This window comes from Flavobacterium sp. FlaQc-47 (genome assembly GCF_044006475.1).
In the GTDB taxonomy this organism is placed as follows: domain Bacteria; phylum Bacteroidota; class Bacteroidia; order Flavobacteriales; family Flavobacteriaceae; genus Flavobacterium.
Window position 1 is genome coordinate 447,989 of sequence record NZ_JBIPCQ010000002.1, and the last position, 19,174, is coordinate 467,162.

The window sequence follows — 19,174 nt, forward strand, 5'->3', positions numbered from 1 at the left end:
CAAATGTCTATAAAATCTGTAGCAGCAAAATTATTTGCGAGCAAAATATACTATAAAACACAGGCTTGGGCTAATAAACCGGTCGAAACTCAAGAAGCAGTATTTAAAAGTTTAATAAATAGTGCCAGGAATACCGAGTTTGGAACAGATCATCATTTTGAAAAAATAAATACAGTCCATGATTTTAAAAAACGTGTTCCGGTTCGTGACTATGAAGATTTAAAACCTTACATAGACAAGGTTCGAACGGGCGAAAAAAATATTCTTTGGAAAGGAAAACCACTCTATTTTGCTAAAACTTCAGGAACTACTTCCGGAGCAAAATACATTCCGCTGACCAAAGAATCAATGCCGTATCATATTGAAGCGTCACGAAATGCGATTTTACATTATATATATGAAACCGGAAATGCCGATTTTGTTGATGGAAAAATGATTTTCCTGCAAGGAAGTCCAATTCTTGTTGAAAAGTACGGAATCAAATTTGGAAGATTATCCGGAATCGGAGCACATTTTGTTCCAAAATATCTGCAAAAAAACCGAATGCCTTCGTGGGAAACTAATTGTATCGAAGATTGGGACACAAAAGTAAATGCAATTGTAGAGGAAACTATCGATCAGGATATGACCATTATTTCAGGAATTCCGTCCTGGGTACAAATGTATTTTGAGCGATTGCAGGAAAAAAGCAGAGGAAAGAAAATAGGAGATTTATTCAAAAACTTCAATTTGTTTATTTACGGAGGAGTCAATTACGAACCGTATCGTGCGAAATTCGAAAAAATGATTGGCCGTAAAGTAGACAGTATTGAGTTGTTTCCTGCTTCTGAAGGATTTTTTGCCTATCAGGATTCGCAAAAATCAAAAGGAATGCTTTTGTTGTTGAATTCAGGAATTTTCTATGAGTTTATAAAAGCGGATGAATTTTTTACGGAAAACCCAAAAAGTTATACAATTGGCGAAGTAGAAATGGGCGTTAATTATGCTTTGATTGTTTCTACAAATGCGGGACTTTGGAGATATAATATTGGTGACACGGTTCAGTTTACATCATTGTTTCCGCACAGAGTTATTGTTTCCGGTCGAATCAAACATTATATTTCAGCTTTTGGCGAACACGTTATTGCCAAGGAAGTTGAAAGTGCCATAAAAGAAGCTACAGCAGGAACCAAGATTGTCATAAACGAATTTACTGTTGCACCACAAATAAATCCTTCAAGCGGATTACCGTATCACGAATGGCTGGTAGAATTTGAAAATGAACCTGAGAATATCAAAGATTTCGCCGAAGCAATTGACGATTCAATGCGAAAACAAAACATTTATTACGACGATTTAATCACAGGAAATGTGTTGCGAAAAGTAGTTGTAACCAAAGTTTCTAAAAATGGCTTTCAGGATTATATGAAATTACAAGGAAAATTAGGCGGTCAGAATAAAATTCCGAGATTATCAAATGACAGAAATATTGCAGATAATCTCAAATAGGGAAAACTTTATTTTATGAAGTATAAATATCATTTAAGACCCGGATATAAAGCGCAGGAATTACTTATTGACATATTTAGCGGTGCTGAAAATGAAGATTTTTTTCCTGATTTTTTTGATTCAATTGCAGCAATAAATCCAGAAGTTAATACAATTAATGATCTTTGGATAAATGACGAATACTTACTTGATGTTAAGTCTGATATTGGTTCTTTTTCCATTTCAAAAGACATTTGGGGTTTCGCCTTTATAATGGCAGATGAAAATCAGGAATGTATTCATAAAATAAGTTCCATTTTACTGCAAGATGAGAATTTTGAAAAAATAGAAGTCGATTTTGACGATTATAGATAGTCACATATTTAAAGTTTTATCTAATAATAAAGATATTGCTGATAAATTGAAACAGGAGACAAAAGTGAATAATCATATACCATATGAGCAAGTCAGAAATAGGGAATGCGATTTTATAGTTCAGTATCGTTTTTTCTCTGAAGAAGAAGGAGGAAGAAAAACAGCAAATCCAATTCAGGGATATCGTTCAGATTTTATGTATTCAGGTGATGAAAATTTAAAACAATTATGGATGATTTGGCCTGAATTTTTAGATAATGAAAATAATATCATTTTAGATAAATCTATACGCGTTTCAACTTCAGGTAAGGCAAAAATGTGGATATTAAATGAAACATTATATGAATTACATAAAGATAGAATTAAAATAGGATTAAAAGGTTTTTTTATGGAAGGACCCCATAAAGTAGCGGAATGTGAGGTAATTCAAGTTGTTACTCTTAGTTTAGTAAATGTTATTAAATAATGACATGAGCAGATTTCAGTTGAATTAACATTTTTAATTCCTAATTTCGTTTAACAAAATACATATTACATCTTCACAAACAGAAGATTTTTTAAATAAACAAGCATGAAAGAAACCAAAAATATATCAAGATCAAGAGCGCAGGAATCATCTGCGGCAATCGAAAAAATGTACATTACAATGCGTCACTTATTCAACCGTGGTTTTTATAAACCAATGGGAGTTTCTGGTGATAGTTTACGTGAGTCATTATTAGCATTACGTCCGGAAATTTACGGAAACATAGGCGAAGAAAAAGTAGAACTTAACGGACTTTTGTACGTTATAGAACGTTTACCAATAGGAATTGAACAATGTCGATTTATCAACTTAACTTCAGACGAAGGATATTCTAAATCGCATTTTCAGGCAATTGTTCCTCCAAAAAGGAGAAGAAATTGCTACAGAATCGATGAAGAGCAAATGAATGTTGAAATCACTCGCGGGAGATCAGACATTTATGATATCCTGACTCATTTGACATTCATCTTCATAGAATCCCATAAAATTAAAAACAGAGTTTTATTAGACGATGGCGGTGAAGTTTCACGCGATTGGATGAAATTAGAACAAGCTGTTTTACAGACTAAAAAGCTTTCTCAGATAGAAAAGGAAAAGGCAATCTCGCATGTTGCTAATATTTTGGCAAGAACATTCGAAGAGGTTTTAGACATTTATGATGCTTTTGGATCAGAAAATGCTCCGGATCGTTTCCTGCATGTTATTTATTGGTTAGGAAAATTAGCGATAGAAGAAGTAATAGAAAATAACAAACGCACGATAACTTTTAGTCCAGTTTTAAGAGAGCGTTTAGGACACCACATTCACGGTGAAATATGGGCAACAAATATCAAGGAAGTTTTAAAGGCAAATGATCTTTTAAAACGACCAATTCACGTAATAAGTGCTAATATGCACAGTGTTATGAATTCTATTTTTGCAACACCGTTGTTAAAAACGAAATTCAAGGAAAAGTCTGATTTTTATATTTATGAAGAATTAAGTAAATCCGGCGCTAAAGAAACCAGAAGTATTGTAGAAGAGCTGGCTTTAAAAAACGGAATGATTCCGGTACTTGATAGTTCAGGAACAAATATCGATGTTCAAATTTTTGATACTGCAAAAATTGACTGGGCAAAAACAGCATTTCCAAAAACAGTTCTGGACGAAGCAGCTCCTGTTATAATTGTAATGGATTATGCGTTTGGTGAACAGGCTTATGAAACCATCGACGAACTTTTAAAACCCTATAAAAAAGAAACATTACTAAATGTAAAATCGGTTTCGATAATGGGTAAAGCCGGAATTCTGGAAGGTGGAAAAGGAGATATCATGATCCCAACGGCACATATAAACGAAGGAACGGCAGATAATTATTTCTTTGAAAATGAATTAACAGGCGCAATGTTTGAAGGAAATGACATTGCAGTTTTTGAAGGAGCAATGGTTACCGTTTTAGGAACATCATTACAAAACAGAGATTTATTGAAATTCTTTCACGAATCGACCTGGGGAGTAATTGGTCTTGAAATGGAAGGTTCTTATTACCAGAAAGCGATTCAGTCAGCATCAAAAATCAGAAAAAGTGTACCACACGATATCAAAGTTCGTTATGCTTATTATGCATCAGATAATCCGTTGGAAACCGGAAGTACATTAGCTTCAGGTGGATTAGGAACTACAGGTGTAAAACCGACGTATTTGATTACTATTAAGATTTTAGAACAAATTTTTAACGTAAAATAGTAGTAAACAGACTGAAATATATCAAACAAAGAATAAAAATAACTTCTAAAGAAGTTTGTACTGCCTAATTATTTTAGGCAGTTTCTTTTTAGAATAGTTTCCAGAATTTCCAAATCACTTACATTTGCGATGTATAAATAATTACTATGAAAAGAATACTTATTACCGGAGCTGCAGGATTTTTAGGATCACATTTGTGTGACCGTTTTATCAAAGAAGGCTATTATGTTATTGGGATGGATAATTTGATTACCGGAGATCTTAAAAATATAGAACATTTATTCAAATTAGAACATTTCGAATTTTACCATCATGATATTACTAAGTTTGTACACGTTCCTGGTGATTTAGATTATATTTTACATTTTGCTTCACCGGCAAGTCCTATCGATTATTTAAAAATTCCAATTCAAACGTTGAAAGTAGGATCTCTGGGAACACATAATTTACTAGGATTGGCAAGAGTTAAAAAAGCAAGAATTTTGATCGCTTCAACTTCTGAGGTTTACGGAGATCCATTAGTTCATCCACAAACCGAAGAATATTACGGAAACGTAAATACAATAGGTCCGCGTGGCGTTTATGACGAAGCAAAACGCTTTCAGGAATCAATTACAATGGCATATCACACATTTCACGGCGTAGAAACCAGAATTGTACGTATTTTTAATACTTACGGACCAAGAATGCGCCTGAATGACGGTCGTGTAATTCCGGCATTTATAGGACAAGCACTTCGCGGAGAAGATTTAACCATTTTTGGAGACGGAATGCAAACGCGTTCCTTCTGTTATGTAGACGATCAGGTCGAAGGTATTTTCAGATTATTACATTCAGATTATGTATTTCCTGTAAATATTGGAAATCCGGACGAAATCACGATTAAGGATTTTGCAGAAGAGATCATTAAATTAACCGGAACCAACCAAAAGGTAGTCTATCACCCATTGCCAGTAAATGATCCTTTACAACGCCAGCCAGACACTACAAAAGCAAAAGAGTTATTAGGTTGGGAAGCAAAAGTAAATCGGGCAGAAGGAATGAAAATCACTTATGATTATTTCAGATCACTTTCAAAAGAAGAACTTTCAAAAGAAGAACACAAAGATTTTTCAAGTTATATAAAATAAAAAAACGGGCAGATATTAATAAATATTTGCCCGTTTTCGTTTATATCATATTGATTAAAAAGCATTATTTTCAATCAATTCCTTCATTTGGCGATCAAGATTAAAATGGTTCTGGGCATGTAGAAAAATATTCTTTTTCATTTTTTGAATTTCATCTTTTCCTAATGCCGAAATTTGGATTAAAGTTGCATTTAATTGCTTAAAATCTTCCACAGGAACAACCCAACCCAAATTATTTTCTTTCACAATATCTTCACCTTCACCTCCTCCAAAATAAAGAGAAGGAAATCCTAAAGCACTATATTCAAATATTTTTGAAGGAACAGAACCGTAAATGCGGGTTTTAAGCGGAACAAGAGCAATATCAAAACCTTTTAAAGTTTCATGCAAAACATTTCGTTCCAACATTCCGTGAAAAAACACTTTTTTCTTCGGATTTTGGTTGAGGTAATTTACAATCTGAGTTTTCTCAGCACCATCACCAAAAATATGCAATTCGATGTTCGTATTTTCTAAATTCAGTTGTTGAATAAGTTCAAAAACACCTTGCGCAACACCTAATAATCCTGCGTAAAATAATTTAATTGGTTCGTCTGAATTATCTTTTTCTTCAAGAAAATCTTCAACAAAATGGTCTGGATAATTACGATACAAAAAGCATTTTTTTTCAGGAAACATGGAATGAATATGCGTAATTATCTCATTAGACTGACCGAAAATATGCGTTGCTTTTTTATAAATAAAACGTTCTATAAAAAGTAAAACTTTATGAGAAAAGCTGTTTTTCTTTAATACTTCAAGTTCAATAGCAGCTGTTGGCCAAAGATCTGAAACATTTAGAATTATTGTTTTTCTTTTAAGCCAAAGTGTAAAAACAGAAATAAAAGAAAGCAATAAAGGCGGAGATTGCACAATTACTTTTTTTTGAGTTTTAGCAAACATTAAATAGAAAAATAAAGCAGTTGAAAATGAAAGGGTTGAAACAATTCGTTTAAAGATATTCGAACTGTTACTTGGATAAATCCAAAGACGTTTTAGCGTGATATTCTGAACCTTTTCAGTAACAGAGAATTTGCCTTTATATTCCGGAAACAATTCCCCTTTAGGATAATTAGGTAAAGGTGAAATTACCGAAACTTCATATCCGTTTTGATTTAATTTTAAAGCCAGTTGCTCAATTCTATTGGCGGCCGCACCTTTTTCCGGCGGATAATAATTGGATATAATTAAAATGTGACTCATTATTTTTTATTCAATAAAATTGAAATAATTCTTTCAGATGCTTTCCCTTCCCATAATTCCGGAATACCGCTTTTTCGTGCACCATTTTTCAAGAACAGTCCAAAGACATTTTTTAAATTTTCTAATGATGTTCCCACAATAGTATTCGATCCTATAGTTTCTGTTTCAGGACGTTCTGTATTATTTCGCATCGTAAAACAAGGAATGCCAAGAACAGTTGTTTCTTCAGAAATTCCGCCGCTATCTGTAATAACAGCAAAACTATTTTTTATTAAGTACATGAAATTTAAGTAGCCTTGCGGGGCAACAAAAATGATATTTTTGAATTTAATTTCAATTTCACCTAAAATTGCCTGAGTTCTTGGATGAATAGGAAACAGTATTTTTTTGTCTTGAACTAAAGTATCGATTCCATGAAGAAGTTGGATCAAAGAAGAAACTTCATCAACATTTCCGGGACGATGTAAAGTTAGAATAATATAATTTTTTTCGCTTAACTGATGTTCTTGCCAAAAATCCGGAGCAGAGATTCTATTGATATTTTGGTATAAAGTATCGATCATAACGTTGCCCACAAAATGAATATTTTCAGGATTTGATCCCAATTTTAGTAAATTTTCTGAAGCTGAAGTTGAGGTTGTAAAAAAGTAATCGGTAATACTGTCCGTCAACATTCTGTTAATTTCTTCCGGCATTGATAAGTCGCCGGAACGAATCCCAGCTTCAACATGTGCTACTTTTGTGTTGCATTTTTTGGCTACAATCGAACACGCCATAGTCGAATTGACATCGCCAACAACTAAAACCAAATCACAAGGATTTTGTAGCAATTCTTTCTCAAAAGCAATCATAATAGCAGCGGTTTGTTCTGCCTGAGAACCACTTTTCACTTCTAAATTGACATTGGGTTTTGGGATATTTAATTCTTCAAAAAAAGTATCGCTCAGGTTTTTATCATAGTGCTGACCAGTATGAACCAATCGGAATGAAACATCAAAACCTTCATTTTGTTTGCTTTTTATAGCATTGATAATAGGTGCAATTTTTATAAAATTAGGTCTTGCACCAGCGATTATAGTGATTTTCATAGTTGGATTGGATTCTTTCTAAAAACTTTCTTTTGGCAAAAGTAAAGTTTAAATTGGAATTTGGATAGATTGCAATGTTTTCTTCAATTTTTAGAGTAAATTTTCGAAGCACGTTGCTTAATCAATCTTTCAAAATTGGAGATCACAATTTGTGACCTCCAATTTTTTATTAATTTTTTAAGGTCGCAATTTGCGACAAAAGGCTGAGAATTATTTTTTATACCCAATTTTTACTCGTTCACTTTCGTCTTCTTTCTTCTCTGTTAATTCATCCAAATAAGAAAAAACCAATTCAATATTTTTATCATGATTTTCTAACTTCTTTTGAATCTGAAGAATATCAACTTTAATTTCTGTTGTATCTAAAAGCATTTGTCTCACTTTCATGAAAATACGCATGATTTGAATATTAGTTTGAATTGCTTTGTCACTTTTTAAAACACTGGAAAGCATTAAAACACCATGTTCTGTAAAAGCGAAAGGTAATTTTCTGATCCCTCCCCAACTTGATGTCGCAATTTGCGACATCAAGTTTTCAAGTTCAATTTCAGTAAGTTGAAACATAAAATCAGAAGGAAATCTTGAAATATTTCTTTTGACTTGTTCGTTTAATCTTCTGGTTTCAACTTCATAAAGTGCTGCTAAATCAAAATCAAGCATTACTTTTTGACCACGGATAATGTATATTTTATTAGAAATTGTTTCTTCAGAAAGTAAAGATTGATCATTCATAAGTTTTTAATTAAAAAAAAACAAATGTAAGATTTTATTTATATTATAAATACGATTTAAATTGTTTTAGTTTGCCGCTTTTGCTTCTTTCCAAAACTGCTTTTCGAGAAAAAGTGAAGTGTAAATTGGGTTCGAGATACAAAGCAATTGCCTTTTCTATTTTTTGAATTTGATCTTTATCTAATGCTACATCAGAAACATATTCAATTTCAAAACGATCTAATTGCATTTGTTTAATGATAAATTCTTTTACATTTCCATCATCTTCAACGATGCTTTTGGTCACGTAATAAAAAGTTAATCCCGGCGATTTTTTTCCGCTTGGGAGAATTGCAATATCATTGGTTCTGCCAATTAGTTTTTTTAAAATAGGTTTTTGTGGTGTACTTTTCTTATCCAGAATTCCGATGTCACCAATATCATATCTTATAAAAGGATGCGCTTTATTGAAAAGGGAAGTAATCACAATCCGGCCTTCTTCCCCGTAAGGTAAAACCTGATTATTTTCGTCTAGAATTTCAACAAACAGCGTTTCAGCATTAACCTGCCATTCTCCGTTTGGATTTTCAAAAGCAATCAAATCCAGTTCTGAAGCGCCATATTCATTGATAATCGGGATTCCGAATTGCTTTTCTAAAAGCTTTTTATCTGATTCAAAAAGCATTTCCGAAGTTACAAAACACGCTTTTAAAGTTGGACAAATTTCATTTAGAATGATATTTTTCTTTTCTAAATATTTAGCAAATAAAACGATAGAACTCGTATAACCATTAATATAATCGAATTTTTTCGTTTTGAATTTCTTTAGAAATTTCTCCAGAATTTCATCAGATAAATCGAAAACCGGAAAACGAAAGCGATGTGTCAAAAAGTCTTTTAGACGTTCTTTTTTATATCCAATAAAATCCATCGGAATACCATAAAAACGCGCTTGATACGAATGATTAAAATCAATTTTGTACCAGCCAAATCGCATAAAAATCGAAGTCCAGGTTAAAGCATGACAATTTTTATCTTTGGCAAAAACAAAAGGAGTTCCGCTTGATCCGGAAGTTTTGTTGAGGTATACATTTTTTCTGGAATATCCTTTAGAAAGCCTTTCTTCAAGAGGTTTCTGTAAATTTTGTTTGTTTAAAATGGGTAAGTCTTCCCATTTTAGGTTCGTTTTATTGCCAATTAAATCCTGATAAAAAGAGTTGTTTTTTAAATGGAAATCAACAATTTCTTCTTTTTTATTTTGAAGAAATACAACATAATCTTCTTCAGATAAATTCACGATTTTATCCAATTCGGTTTTTGCTTTCTTTATCGGAAAACCATTTAATTGAAGCGAAATATCAAAAATAGAAATCATTAAACAGCTTCTTTTAAATCGTAACGTTTAATCGATTTTAGTTCGTCGCTTTTGTTGGATTCTTCTTCTTCAATATCGAAATCGTCTTGAAGTCCCAACCAAAATTTAGCTGAATTTCCAAAATATTGACTTAGTCGCAAAGCAGTATCAGCAGTAATTCTGCGATTTCCTTTAATGATTTCAGAAATTCTGGTTTGTGGAATTTTCAAATCTTTAGACAAACGATAAGGCGTGATATTTAGCGGAATTAAAAATTCTTCTAATAAGATTTCTCCGGGATGTATATTTTTTAGTTTTTCCATTTTAATCTTTTTAATGATAATCAACAATTTCTACACTTGATGCATTTCCATTTTCCCAAGCAAAAATTATTCGCCATTGATTATTAATTCTAATACTGTAAAAATGGTTTAAATTGCCTGCCAGTTTTTCTAAGCGATTCGAAGGCGGAATTCTCACATCAGTTAAATTTTGAGAGTTATGCAGCATTCTTAGTTTTCTTCTGCCAATTTGCTGTATCTCAATCGAAGGTTTTTTGACCACAATACCATTCCAAATTTTTTCAGTTTCTTTAGATCCAAATGAGATTATCATACCTTTCGCATTACTAACGCCAAAAGTAAGTAAAAAAAATTATTATTTAAGGTTAAAACCCACTATTTTTGCACCACAACTAAATACAACAACACATGACAATTTTACTATTGGGATCAGGCGGAAGAGAACATGCATTTGCATGGAAAATGATTCAGAGTCCGCTTTGCGAAAAACTTTTTGTTGCACCAGGAAATGCGGGAACGGCTGCAATTGCTACAAACGTTGCAATGTCTCCAACTGATTTTGAGGCGATAAAAACATTTGTATTGCAGGAAAATGTAAAAATGGTGGTGGTTGGACCAGAAGATCCTTTGGTAAAAGGAATTTACGATTATTTTAAAAACGACGAAAGTCTACAGCATATTCCGGTTATCGGACCATCAAAATTAGGTGCTCAACTTGAAGGAAGTAAAGAATTTGCTAAAGAATTCCTGATGAAACATAACATTCCAACTGCTGCTTATGACAGTTTTACTGCCGAAACAGTGGAGAAAGGGTGTGATTTTTTAGAAACATTACAACCTCCATACGTTTTAAAAGCCGATGGTTTAGCTGCCGGAAAAGGAGTTTTAATCATTCAGGATCTTGAAGAAGCGAAAACCGAATTGAGAAACATGTTGGTTCACCAAAAATTTGGAGCAGCAAGTTCAAAAGTAGTGATCGAAGAATTTCTGGACGGAATAGAATTAAGCTGTTTTGTTTTAACAGACGGAAAAAGCTATAAAATCCTTCCAACAGCAAAAGATTACAAACGAATTGGTGAAGGGGATACAGGATTAAACACAGGCGGAATGGGAGCAGTTTCTCCAGTTCCGTATGTTGATTCTGTTTTAATGGAAAAAATCGAAACCCGCATCGTAAAACCTACAATTGAAGGTTTCCAGAAAGATGGAATCGAATATAAAGGTTTTGTATTTATTGGTTTAATCAATGTAAAAAACGAACCAATAGTTATTGAATACAACGTGAGAATGGGTGATCCTGAAACCGAAGTTGTAGTGCCAAGATTAAAATCTGATTTGGTTGAATTGTTTCAAGCTGTGGCAGATCAAAAACTAGATACTTTTAAATTAGAAGTTGATCCAAGAAGTGCTACAACCATTATGGTAGTTTCCGGCGGATATCCTGAAGATTTCGAAAAAGGAAAAGTGATTACAGGATTAGAAAATATTACAGATTCGATAGTTTTTCACGCCGGTACAAAATTAGATGGCAATAATGTCGTTAGTAATGGAGGACGTGTATTGACTGTAACATCATACGGAGATGATTTTCAACAGGCCATAAAAAAATCTTACCAAAATATAGATAAACTAAATTTTGATAAGATGTATTTTAGAAAAGATATTGGCTTCGACTTACTTTAAAAAAGAGTGAGCTGTAGTATCTTGGTTTTCTGTTCCTGCTGCATCAAAAATGCGTAATTGTTTAATCCAATAAACGATTGCGCATGCACAAATGATCATAAAAATCCAGTTAATAGTATTAGCACCAAACCATGTAATACGTTCTAAATGACGTAAAAAGTCAAGCGGAGCAAATAAAATGTTAACGAATAAGTACTGTATTCCTTCGAAAAAAGCTGTCATAATTTATAAAATTATATGTTATTTATTGTTGTGTAACGCATTGAAGTTAAAATTCAGATAATAGAATCTTTTTTCAACTTGTTGGGTTTTCCTTTTTAAACAAGTATTATATTTACAATCACAAAAGTATAAAATATCCTTATGATAACAAGTGTTTTTAAAAAATCTACGCCATTAAATTATTCACTGGTCGTAATTTTAATACTGGTTTTCTTTTTTATTTTTCAAATCAAAGATCCATCATGGGTGAGTTCTTATTTTTTGGCGTTCCAGAAAGTAAGTTTGCTGTGCTTTATTTTAGCGTCTTTTTTCCTGATTAATTTTATCGTAAAAAAGAACGGACTCAGTAAAGACAACGGTTACGCGATATTTTTCTATTTATTATTTATATTGTTTTTTCCCACCATATTTGCAAATGCAAATGTTGTATATGCTAACTTTTTTGTGCTTTTGGCACTTCGGAGATTAATTTCGCTACAATCCTTAAAAGCTTCAAAAGAAAAAATATTTGATGCTTCTTTTTGGATTTTAATAGCTGCTTTATTTCAATTTTGGTGTGTTCTTTTCCTGATATTGGTTTTTATATCGATTATTTTCCACGCTTCAAGAGATTATAGAAACTGGATTTTACCTTTTATAGCACTTTTAGCAGTATCAATAATTTTTTTATTTATCTCATTAATCTTCCATATTGATATTATAGAATTTTTCCAGAAACGTGCCGTAATCGATTTTGATATTACATATTTCAAGAATAATTATGAGAATGGAGCACTTTCAATATACGTTGCAGTAGCTTTATTTTTTATATTTTCAATGTTAACAACGTTGTCAAACAGACCGCAAATTGTACATTCGTCGTACAAAAAAGTAGTTGCGTGCTTTTTTATTGCCGCCTTTGTTTATATAGTTTCACCAGATAAAAGCAATGATTTATTGCTATTTAGCATTGCTCCTTTGACTATTATGGCCGCAAGTCATGTAGAATATATGCAGCAAAAACTCAATAACGAAATTGTTTTTTATGTATTGATTTTGTGTAGTTTATTTACGTATTTCTCTCAATTATAATTTACTTCCGTAAGCAAGATCGCCTGCATCCCCAAGTCCGGGAACAATGTAGTTTTTCTCATTTAGTTTTTCGTCAAGAGAGGCAACCCATAAATGACAGTTTTCAGGAAGACTTTTTTCAAGAAAAGCAATTCCTTCAGGCGCAGCAATAACCACTACAATATGAATCTCTTTAGGTGTAGCGTTCTGAACTAATTTTTCATGAACAGCTACAATAGACTGACCAGTTGCCAACATTGGATCAAGCAATAAAACCGTTTTGTTATTTATATCTGAAACAGCTTGATATTCAACCCGAATTTCAAAATTATCATCATTATTGGGATGATATCTGCAAGCCGAAACAAAGCTATTTTCGGCATGGTCAAAGTAATTTAAAAAACCATTATGAAGCGGTAATCCGGCTCTCAAAATCGAACATAAAACCAAATCACTTTCGATTTCGGTTGTTTTTTTAATGCCAAGCGGAGTCTGAATTTCCACATTTTTGTATGATAAATCCTTGCTCAGTTCATACGCCATAATTTCACCAATTCGCTCAATATTTCGTCGAAAACGCATACTGTCGTTCTGAACATTTACGTTTCTGATTTGACCTAAAAAGTGATTTAACACGCTATTATTCTCAGATATATAATGGATTTTCATAATGAATTTTTAGTATAATCAATTGATTGTTAAAGGTAAACGAAAAATTAAATGTTTTTTTCGGACTATAAAAGTATAAAAAGTATCTTTGTGTCTCTAACAAATAAAGACATGTTTTCAAAATTAGCATATTCTGTTTTCGAACAAAGCATCAAAGATTATCATCAATTTGATAATGTGGATCAGCCTATAAGTAATCCTTTTCCTAAAGATAAATTTGAGCATTTATTATATTTAAAAAACTGGATTGACACAGTTCAATGGCATTTTGAAGATATTATTCGTGATCCGCAAATTGATCCGGTAGCCGCTTTAACTTTAAAAAGAAGAATCGACGCTTCAAACCAGGAACGTACAGATATGGTAGAATACATCGATAGTTACTTTTTGCAAAAATACAGCGATGTAAAAGCAAAAGACGGAGCAAAAATCAACTCTGAAAGTCCGGCATGGGCTTTTGACAGATTATCTATTCTGGCTTTAAAAATTTATCACATGAATGAAGAAGCTACTCGTGCAGAAGCTTCACAGGAACACAGAGATAAATGTCAGGAAAAATTAAATATCCTTTTAGAACAAAGAAGCGATTTGTCAACAGCGATTGATGATTTACTTGCCGACATCGAAAACGGAGATAAATTCATGAAAGTGTACAAACAAATGAAAATGTACAATGACGATGAATTAAATCCTGTTTTATATCAAAATAAGAAATAATTGGCAGAATTGTCCAATAAAATTAAACATATAGCCGTCATGAGACTCTCCGCAATGGGAGATGTCGCCATGACGGTTCCTGTTTTACGTACCTTTGTAAAACAGTATCCAGAGGTAAAAATCACCGTCATTTCACGTCCGTTTTTTAAACCATTTTTTGACGGAATCCCAAATCTTGACTTTTTTGCTTTTGATGAAAAAGAACGTCATAAAGGTTTTTCAGGGCTTTTGAAATTGTTCCGCGATGTCAAAAAACTAAAAATTGACGCTTTTGCAGATCTTCATAATGTTTTAAGATCCAAAATTGTGAGTTTACTTTTCGCTTTAAGCGGAAAAAAAAGAGCTACAGTTGACAAAGGAAGAGAAGGCAAAAAGGAATTAACCCGCAGTGAAAATAAGGTTTTCAGGCAATTGCCAACAATGTTCGAAAGACACGCAAAAGTATTCGAAGAACTGGGTTTTCCTTTAGATTTATCTAATCCGAGTTTCCCTGAAAAGGCAAAATTAAGTTCCGATATTTTAGAAATTATCGGCAATCAAAATCAAAAATTAATCGGAATTGCGCCTTTTGCACAATATGATTCTAAGGTTTATCCGCAAGATTTAATGCAGGAAGTAATTGCAAAATTAGCAGATAATAAAGACAATAAAATTTTACTTTTTGGAGGAGGAAAGAAAGAAATCGAAATCTTGGATTCACTTTCAAAACCATTTGAAAACGTAATCAATATAGCTGGAAAAATTAAATTTCAGCAGGAATTACAATTGATCAGCAATCTTGATTTAATGCTTTCCATGGATTCCGGAAACGCACATATTGCTGCAATGTCAGGCGTAAAAGTAATTACACTTTGGGGCGCAACACATCCTTTTGCAGGATTTTTGCCTTTCAATCAAAATATTGAAAATGCTTTAGTTTCAGACAGAAATCAATATCCAAAACTACCAACATCCGTTTACGGAAATAAAATTGTTGAAGGTTATGAAGATGCGATGAGAAGTATCTCGCCAGATGAAATAGTTAACAGTATTCAGTCGCAGTTAGATTAGAAATTCCAATAAAAAAATTCCAAATTCCAACTTGACAATTGGAATTTGGAATTTGGAATTTTTTTATTGGAATTTTTTAGACTATTATAATTCAAGAAGAAGATATCCCATTGGTTTCTTTTTGTTTCTATCAACTACGACTTTAACAAAATGATTTTCTTTTTCAGTAGCTAGTAAAATATGTTCAAAATCTTCTGTTGAATTTCTATAAACTTTATGTACTAGTTCAGATTCTTTAATTTTTTTTGATAAAATCTTGGCTTCTTTTAATTCATTAACATAAGGCCAGATATTAAAAAAACTATCATTAGTAACTGATATTTCTCTCATTCCATGAACCATTGATGAGTTATATTTTTCTTTCGAAATTAGTTTGGGAGCTTTTCTGTTTCTTCTTTTTTTAATTATAAAATAGATGCAAAAAAAAGATATTACTACAAAAAGAAATATGAAAGATATACGAAGGTAGTGATGCATTGCCATAATATTTAATGTTTAAAAGTTGACAATCAGAAAATTATACTACTAATATAATAAATTTTCAGCAAGTTTTTTAAAAAATATTTAAAATGTCATACACTTTTTTGTTTATAATGTTTTCAGATGAACACTACACTTTCAAAACAGAAAAGACAATATTATAAAATCCTGAAAAAAACAGTTCACAAAAAAATCCAAATCCCAATTGTAAAAGTTGGAATTTGGATTTTTTTTATTGGAATTTATCCCTATTCTAACCATATTTTCTCGTCACGGCAACGTCTAAAAATATAATTTTTAAGATTCGAAATTGTTGCTTGATAATCAGGAGCTTCATAACCAAATCGTTCATGTTCCATTTGTTCTTTTTCGATTTCATTGCATCCCTTTATAACTTCTCTGAGCATGTCTAGCATTGCCAGTTCTTTATTGTTTGTTTTCTGAAATTTTAATTCAACAATTTCATCTTGAAGTTCTTCACACAATATTCTACAAGTTTCTCGACTTCAGGTTCGTCCAAAAGATATTCTTTGCTTTTAAAAATTTCTCGTACAGATTTCATAAAATAAAAGTTTAAATTCCAATTTCTCTTTGTAATAAGAGTTAAAAAGACAAATATTACAATAATTTATCAAACAAAAAAAATTCCAAATCCCAATGATAAGTTGGAATTTGGAATTTTAATATTTATGTAGATTTTAATGATTACACATCATCATAATCTACATAAATAGACTCAGATGTTGGATGCGCCTGACAAGTTAAAATCAATCCTGAAGCAATTTCCTTATCTGTCAAAATGGAGTTTTTTGTCATTTCTGCCGTTCCAGATGTTACACGGGCTAGACAGCTGCTGCAAATTCCGCCCTGACAAGAATATGGAGCATCAATTCCTTGTTTTAAGGCTGCATCTAATATGGTTTGTTTTTGAGACATTTCGAATGTAACTTCGTCATCATCCACTAAAACAGTAATTTTTGTATGTCCTTCTAATGAAGCTTTTATTTCATGTTCCTGAGATGATGAAGTAAAAAGCTCAAACTTAATCGCTGAATCTTTTACGTTTTTCTCTTTCAAAATTCCGGAAACAATATTGATCATTTCTTCCGGTCCGCACAAGAAAAATTTATCAAATTGTAATTCTTTGTGTTTGTTGTTCAGTACAAAATTTACTGCTGATTTTTCGATTCTCCCAAACAAAGCATTGTCGGCTTTAGCCTGACTAAAAACATAATGCACAAATAAGCGACCTACATATTGCAATTGTAAATCATGCAATTCCTGATAAAAAATAGTTTCGTCAGGAGTTCTGTTTCCATAAACCAATACAAATGAACTTTTAGGCTCACTTTTCAACACCGATTTTATGATCGAAAGAACAGGCGTTATTCCGCTTCCGGCAACAAAAGCTGCGTAATTTTTTTGTCTTTCAGCGTCTGGTTCAAAAGTAAATATTCCTTCTGGCTGACCTACTTCAAGAACATCACCTGCTTTAAGTCTGGTATTTGCAAATTGAGAGAATAAACCATTTTTAACGGCTTTTACTGCAATTCGCAATTCGCCGCTTTCCGGTGCAGAACAAATAGAATAAGCACGACGAATTTCTTGATTATCAAGGGTTAATTTTAAATTTATGTATTGTCCGGCTATAAATTTATAGTCGGTTTTTAGTTCTTCGGGAACATTAAAAAGTATAGAAACGGCGTCGGTTGTTTCGCGTTTTACCTCTTTAATTATAAGTTTTAAGAATGAAGGCATGATTGTATATTTTATGCAAAAGTAGCAAACGGAGATTAAATGTTAGGCACTAAATTATTATTTTTAACTTTTTTTGTAACGTTTACTTACATTTGAGCTCTTACTACAAAACTGAAAACCAAATAACCATGATTAAAAAGTTTATTTATCTGGAATGGAAAGCCTTTACCAGATCTGCATCATTTGGTGCAAATGTGGCGATGAAAATTTTAATAGGCTTTTTGATGGTCTATTTTTCGTTAATTTTTATTGGCATGGGTGTTGGAGCATTTTATGTACTTAGAAAAATGAATCTCGAACCCTTATCAACTATCAATAAATTTTTGATTTATTATTTTTTGCTCGATCTTGTGATTCGCTTGTTGATGCAGGCAATTCCGGTATTGAATATCAAACCATTATTGATTTTACCTTTCAAAAAGCCAACAATTGTTCATTTCTCACTAGGTAAAACTGTTTTATCATTTTTTAACTGGGTTCACGCACTTTTCTTTATTCCATTTTCGATTGTGTTAGCTCTGGAAGGTTACAATATTGTCGGAATTACTTTTTGGCTTTTGGCAGCTTTCTCATTAATATACATCAACAATTTCCTGAATATTATATTAAGTAATATTGACAAATTATTTGTTGTTTTTATTGGATTAATTCTTGCTTTGGCTGCAGCACAATATTATAAAGTATTTGATATTACGACTTTTACAACTCCTTTTTTTCAAGGATTTTATGAAACAAAAGGATTGTTTTTAATCCCCATTGTGTTGTTAGCGGGATTGTATGTTTTTACATTTAAGTATTTCAAAAACAATCTGTTTCTGGATGCCGGACTTTCTAAAAAGGAGGATATTGCTACAACCGAAAACCTTTCCTGGCTCAATCAATTTGGTACATTAGGTACTTTTCTTAAAAACGATATCAAGTTAATCAAAAGAAATAAAAGGTCAAAAACCACGATATTCATGAGTGTTTTCTTTTTGTTTTACGGATTCCTTTTTTTCGGAAACACGCATCAACCTGAAGTAACGCATATTTTTGCCGGAATCTTTGTTTCCGGAGGTTTTTTGTTTGTCTTTGGTCAGTTTGTACCAAGTTGGGACAGTTCATATTATCAATTAATGATGACACAAAACATTCCGTATCGCGGTTATATCACTTCAAAATGGTGGCTGATAGTTATTGCTACTTTTATTTCGACTATAATTGCTTCGTTTTATCTTTTTTTTGGGTGGGAAATTTATCTTACTATCGTTGTTGGGGCAATTTACAACATTGGAGTCAATTCGCACTTAGTACTTTTAGGTGGAGCCTTTACAAAAACACCAATCGATTTAAGTTCCGCCGGAGGAGCTTTTGGAGACAAAAAAGCCTTTAATGTAAGTGCTATGTTATTGACATTGCCAAAATTATTATTGCCTCTGGGACTTTATGCAATTGGACTTTATTTAGGAAACAAATCCATTGGATTAGCATTAGTTGCAGGAGCCGGAGTTTTAGGTTTTATCTTAAAAGACAAGGTTTTTTCCTTAATTGAAAAAAGGTATAAAATTGAAAAATACAGTACAATAAGTGCTTATAAACAAAAGAATTAAATTAAAGAATTTGCCAGTTTGATAATGAGATAATTT

21 protein-coding genes are annotated in these 19,174 nt (G+C 32.2%); 10 read left to right on the forward strand and 11 right to left on the reverse strand.

Annotated features, from left to right (window positions below; translation table 11 throughout):
- Window positions 1–3 precede the first annotated feature (3 nt).
- From ACHRVX_RS07915 to ACHRVX_RS07935, 5 genes are all read left to right on the forward strand, one after another.
- The gene (locus ACHRVX_RS07915) at window positions 4–1,488 is read left to right on the forward strand and encodes a GH3 auxin-responsive promoter family protein (protein ID WP_395330987.1); all 1,485 of its coding nucleotides are present in this window, start codon (window positions 4–6) and stop codon (window positions 1,486–1,488) included.
- Between the two features lie 15 nt (window positions 1,489–1,503).
- Complete coding sequence (locus tag ACHRVX_RS07920; protein ID WP_395330990.1) at window positions 1,504–1,842, forward strand: hypothetical protein; 339 nt, start codon at window positions 1,504–1,506, stop codon at window positions 1,840–1,842.
- Window positions 1,826–2,308 carry a hypothetical protein gene (locus ACHRVX_RS07925; protein ID WP_395330992.1) on the forward strand — a complete coding sequence of 161 codons (483 nt, stop codon included), beginning with the start codon at window positions 1,826–1,828 and terminating at the stop codon, window positions 2,306–2,308. The genes ACHRVX_RS07920 and ACHRVX_RS07925 overlap by 17 nt, the downstream gene beginning before the upstream one ends.
- 105 nt (window positions 2,309–2,413) lie before the next feature.
- Window positions 2,414–4,093, forward strand: a complete 1,680-nt coding sequence (locus ACHRVX_RS07930; RefSeq protein ID WP_395330994.1) for a DUF6909 family protein — start codon at window positions 2,414–2,416, stop codon at window positions 4,091–4,093.
- Window positions 4,094–4,239: 146 nt separating this feature from the next.
- Window positions 4,240–5,223, forward strand: coding sequence for a UDP-glucuronic acid decarboxylase family protein (locus tag ACHRVX_RS07935; RefSeq protein WP_395330996.1), 984 nt, complete (start codon window positions 4,240–4,242; stop codon window positions 5,221–5,223).
- A gap of 54 nt (window positions 5,224–5,277) precedes the next feature.
- On the opposite strand, the gene ACHRVX_RS07940 is transcribed toward ACHRVX_RS07935, so the two are convergent.
- The 6 genes from ACHRVX_RS07940 to ACHRVX_RS07965 all read right to left on the reverse strand — a co-directional run bounded on the left by ACHRVX_RS07940 (window position 5,278) and on the right by ACHRVX_RS07965 (window position 10,233).
- On the reverse strand, window positions 5,278–6,465 hold the full coding sequence (locus ACHRVX_RS07940; protein WP_395330998.1) for a glycosyltransferase family 4 protein: 1,188 nt from the start codon (window positions 6,463–6,465) through the stop codon (window positions 5,278–5,280).
- Window positions 6,465–7,553: a non-hydrolyzing UDP-N-acetylglucosamine 2-epimerase gene (gene wecB / locus ACHRVX_RS07945; RefSeq protein ID WP_395331000.1), complete on the reverse strand. Its 1,089-nt coding sequence runs from the start codon at window positions 7,551–7,553 to the stop codon at window positions 6,465–6,467. Before wecB ends, ACHRVX_RS07940 begins: the two co-directional genes overlap by 1 nt.
- 210 nt (window positions 7,554–7,763) lie before the next feature.
- Entirely contained in the window at window positions 7,764–8,285 is a 522-nt protein-coding gene (locus tag ACHRVX_RS07950; RefSeq protein ID WP_395331002.1) for an ORF6N domain-containing protein, read from the reverse strand.
- A 43-nt stretch (window positions 8,286–8,328) separates the two neighbouring features.
- Entirely contained in the window at window positions 8,329–9,639 is a 1,311-nt protein-coding gene (locus ACHRVX_RS07955) for a phenylacetate--CoA ligase family protein (RefSeq protein WP_395331004.1), read from the reverse strand.
- Complete coding sequence (locus ACHRVX_RS07960) at window positions 9,639–9,941, reverse strand: HigA family addiction module antitoxin (protein WP_395331006.1); 303 nt, start codon at window positions 9,939–9,941, stop codon at window positions 9,639–9,641. The genes ACHRVX_RS07955 and ACHRVX_RS07960 overlap by 1 nt, the downstream gene beginning before the upstream one ends.
- 10 nt (window positions 9,942–9,951) lie before the next feature.
- A complete protein-coding gene (locus ACHRVX_RS07965) occupies window positions 9,952–10,233 on the reverse strand; it encodes a type II toxin-antitoxin system RelE/ParE family toxin (RefSeq protein WP_395331008.1) in 282 nt (93 codons plus the stop codon).
- Between the two features lie 95 nt (window positions 10,234–10,328).
- On the opposite strand from ACHRVX_RS07965, the gene purD reads away from it, so the two are divergent.
- Window positions 10,329–11,603 (forward strand): phosphoribosylamine--glycine ligase, encoded by a 1,275-nt coding sequence (gene purD, locus ACHRVX_RS07970; protein ID WP_395331010.1) that lies wholly within the window; start codon window positions 10,329–10,331, stop codon window positions 11,601–11,603.
- On the opposite strand, the gene ACHRVX_RS07975 is transcribed toward purD, so the two are convergent.
- Window positions 11,595–11,825 (reverse strand): uracil phosphoribosyltransferase, encoded by a 231-nt coding sequence (locus ACHRVX_RS07975; protein ID WP_395331012.1) that lies wholly within the window; start codon window positions 11,823–11,825, stop codon window positions 11,595–11,597. The genes purD and ACHRVX_RS07975 overlap by 9 nt on opposite strands.
- A 141-nt stretch (window positions 11,826–11,966) precedes the next feature.
- Between ACHRVX_RS07975 and ACHRVX_RS07980 the strand changes: the two genes are divergently transcribed.
- Window positions 11,967–12,896 carry a DUF6427 family protein gene (locus ACHRVX_RS07980; RefSeq protein WP_395331014.1) on the forward strand — a complete coding sequence of 310 codons (930 nt, stop codon included), beginning with the start codon at window positions 11,967–11,969 and terminating at the stop codon, window positions 12,894–12,896.
- On the opposite strand, the gene upp is transcribed toward ACHRVX_RS07980, so the two are convergent.
- Window positions 12,891–13,544: a uracil phosphoribosyltransferase gene (gene upp, locus ACHRVX_RS07985; protein WP_395331016.1), complete on the reverse strand. Its 654-nt coding sequence runs from the start codon at window positions 13,542–13,544 to the stop codon at window positions 12,891–12,893. The genes ACHRVX_RS07980 and upp overlap by 6 nt on opposite strands.
- A 111-nt stretch (window positions 13,545–13,655) precedes the next feature.
- Between upp and ACHRVX_RS07990 the strand changes: the two genes are divergently transcribed.
- Both ACHRVX_RS07990 and ACHRVX_RS07995 read left to right on the forward strand, forming a co-directional pair.
- The gene (locus ACHRVX_RS07990) at window positions 13,656–14,261 is read left to right on the forward strand and encodes a DUF4254 domain-containing protein (protein ID WP_395331018.1); all 606 of its coding nucleotides are present in this window, start codon (window positions 13,656–13,658) and stop codon (window positions 14,259–14,261) included.
- Between the two features lie 39 nt (window positions 14,262–14,300).
- Entirely contained in the window at window positions 14,301–15,311 is a 1,011-nt protein-coding gene (locus tag ACHRVX_RS07995) for a glycosyltransferase family 9 protein (protein ID WP_395331020.1), read from the forward strand.
- A gap of 84 nt (window positions 15,312–15,395) precedes the next feature.
- Here ACHRVX_RS07995 and ACHRVX_RS08000 read toward each other — a convergent pair whose 3' ends face one another.
- The 3 genes from ACHRVX_RS08000 to ACHRVX_RS08010 form a co-directional block, all read right to left on the reverse strand.
- Window positions 15,396–15,794 carry a hypothetical protein gene (locus ACHRVX_RS08000; RefSeq protein ID WP_395331022.1) on the reverse strand — a complete coding sequence of 133 codons (399 nt, stop codon included), beginning with the start codon at window positions 15,792–15,794 and terminating at the stop codon, window positions 15,396–15,398.
- 245 nt (window positions 15,795–16,039) lie between these two features.
- Complete coding sequence (locus tag ACHRVX_RS08005; protein WP_395331024.1) at window positions 16,040–16,207, reverse strand: hypothetical protein; 168 nt, start codon at window positions 16,205–16,207, stop codon at window positions 16,040–16,042.
- A 289-nt stretch (window positions 16,208–16,496) separates the two neighbouring features.
- Window positions 16,497–17,549: a 2Fe-2S iron-sulfur cluster-binding protein gene (locus ACHRVX_RS08010; RefSeq protein WP_395331026.1), complete on the reverse strand. Its 1,053-nt coding sequence runs from the start codon at window positions 17,547–17,549 to the stop codon at window positions 16,497–16,499.
- A gap of 128 nt (window positions 17,550–17,677) precedes the next feature.
- On the opposite strand from ACHRVX_RS08010, the gene ACHRVX_RS08015 reads away from it, so the two are divergent.
- Window positions 17,678–19,138: a DUF5687 family protein gene (locus ACHRVX_RS08015; protein WP_395331028.1), complete on the forward strand. Its 1,461-nt coding sequence runs from the start codon at window positions 17,678–17,680 to the stop codon at window positions 19,136–19,138.
- Window positions 19,139–19,174: the final 36 nt, after the last annotated feature.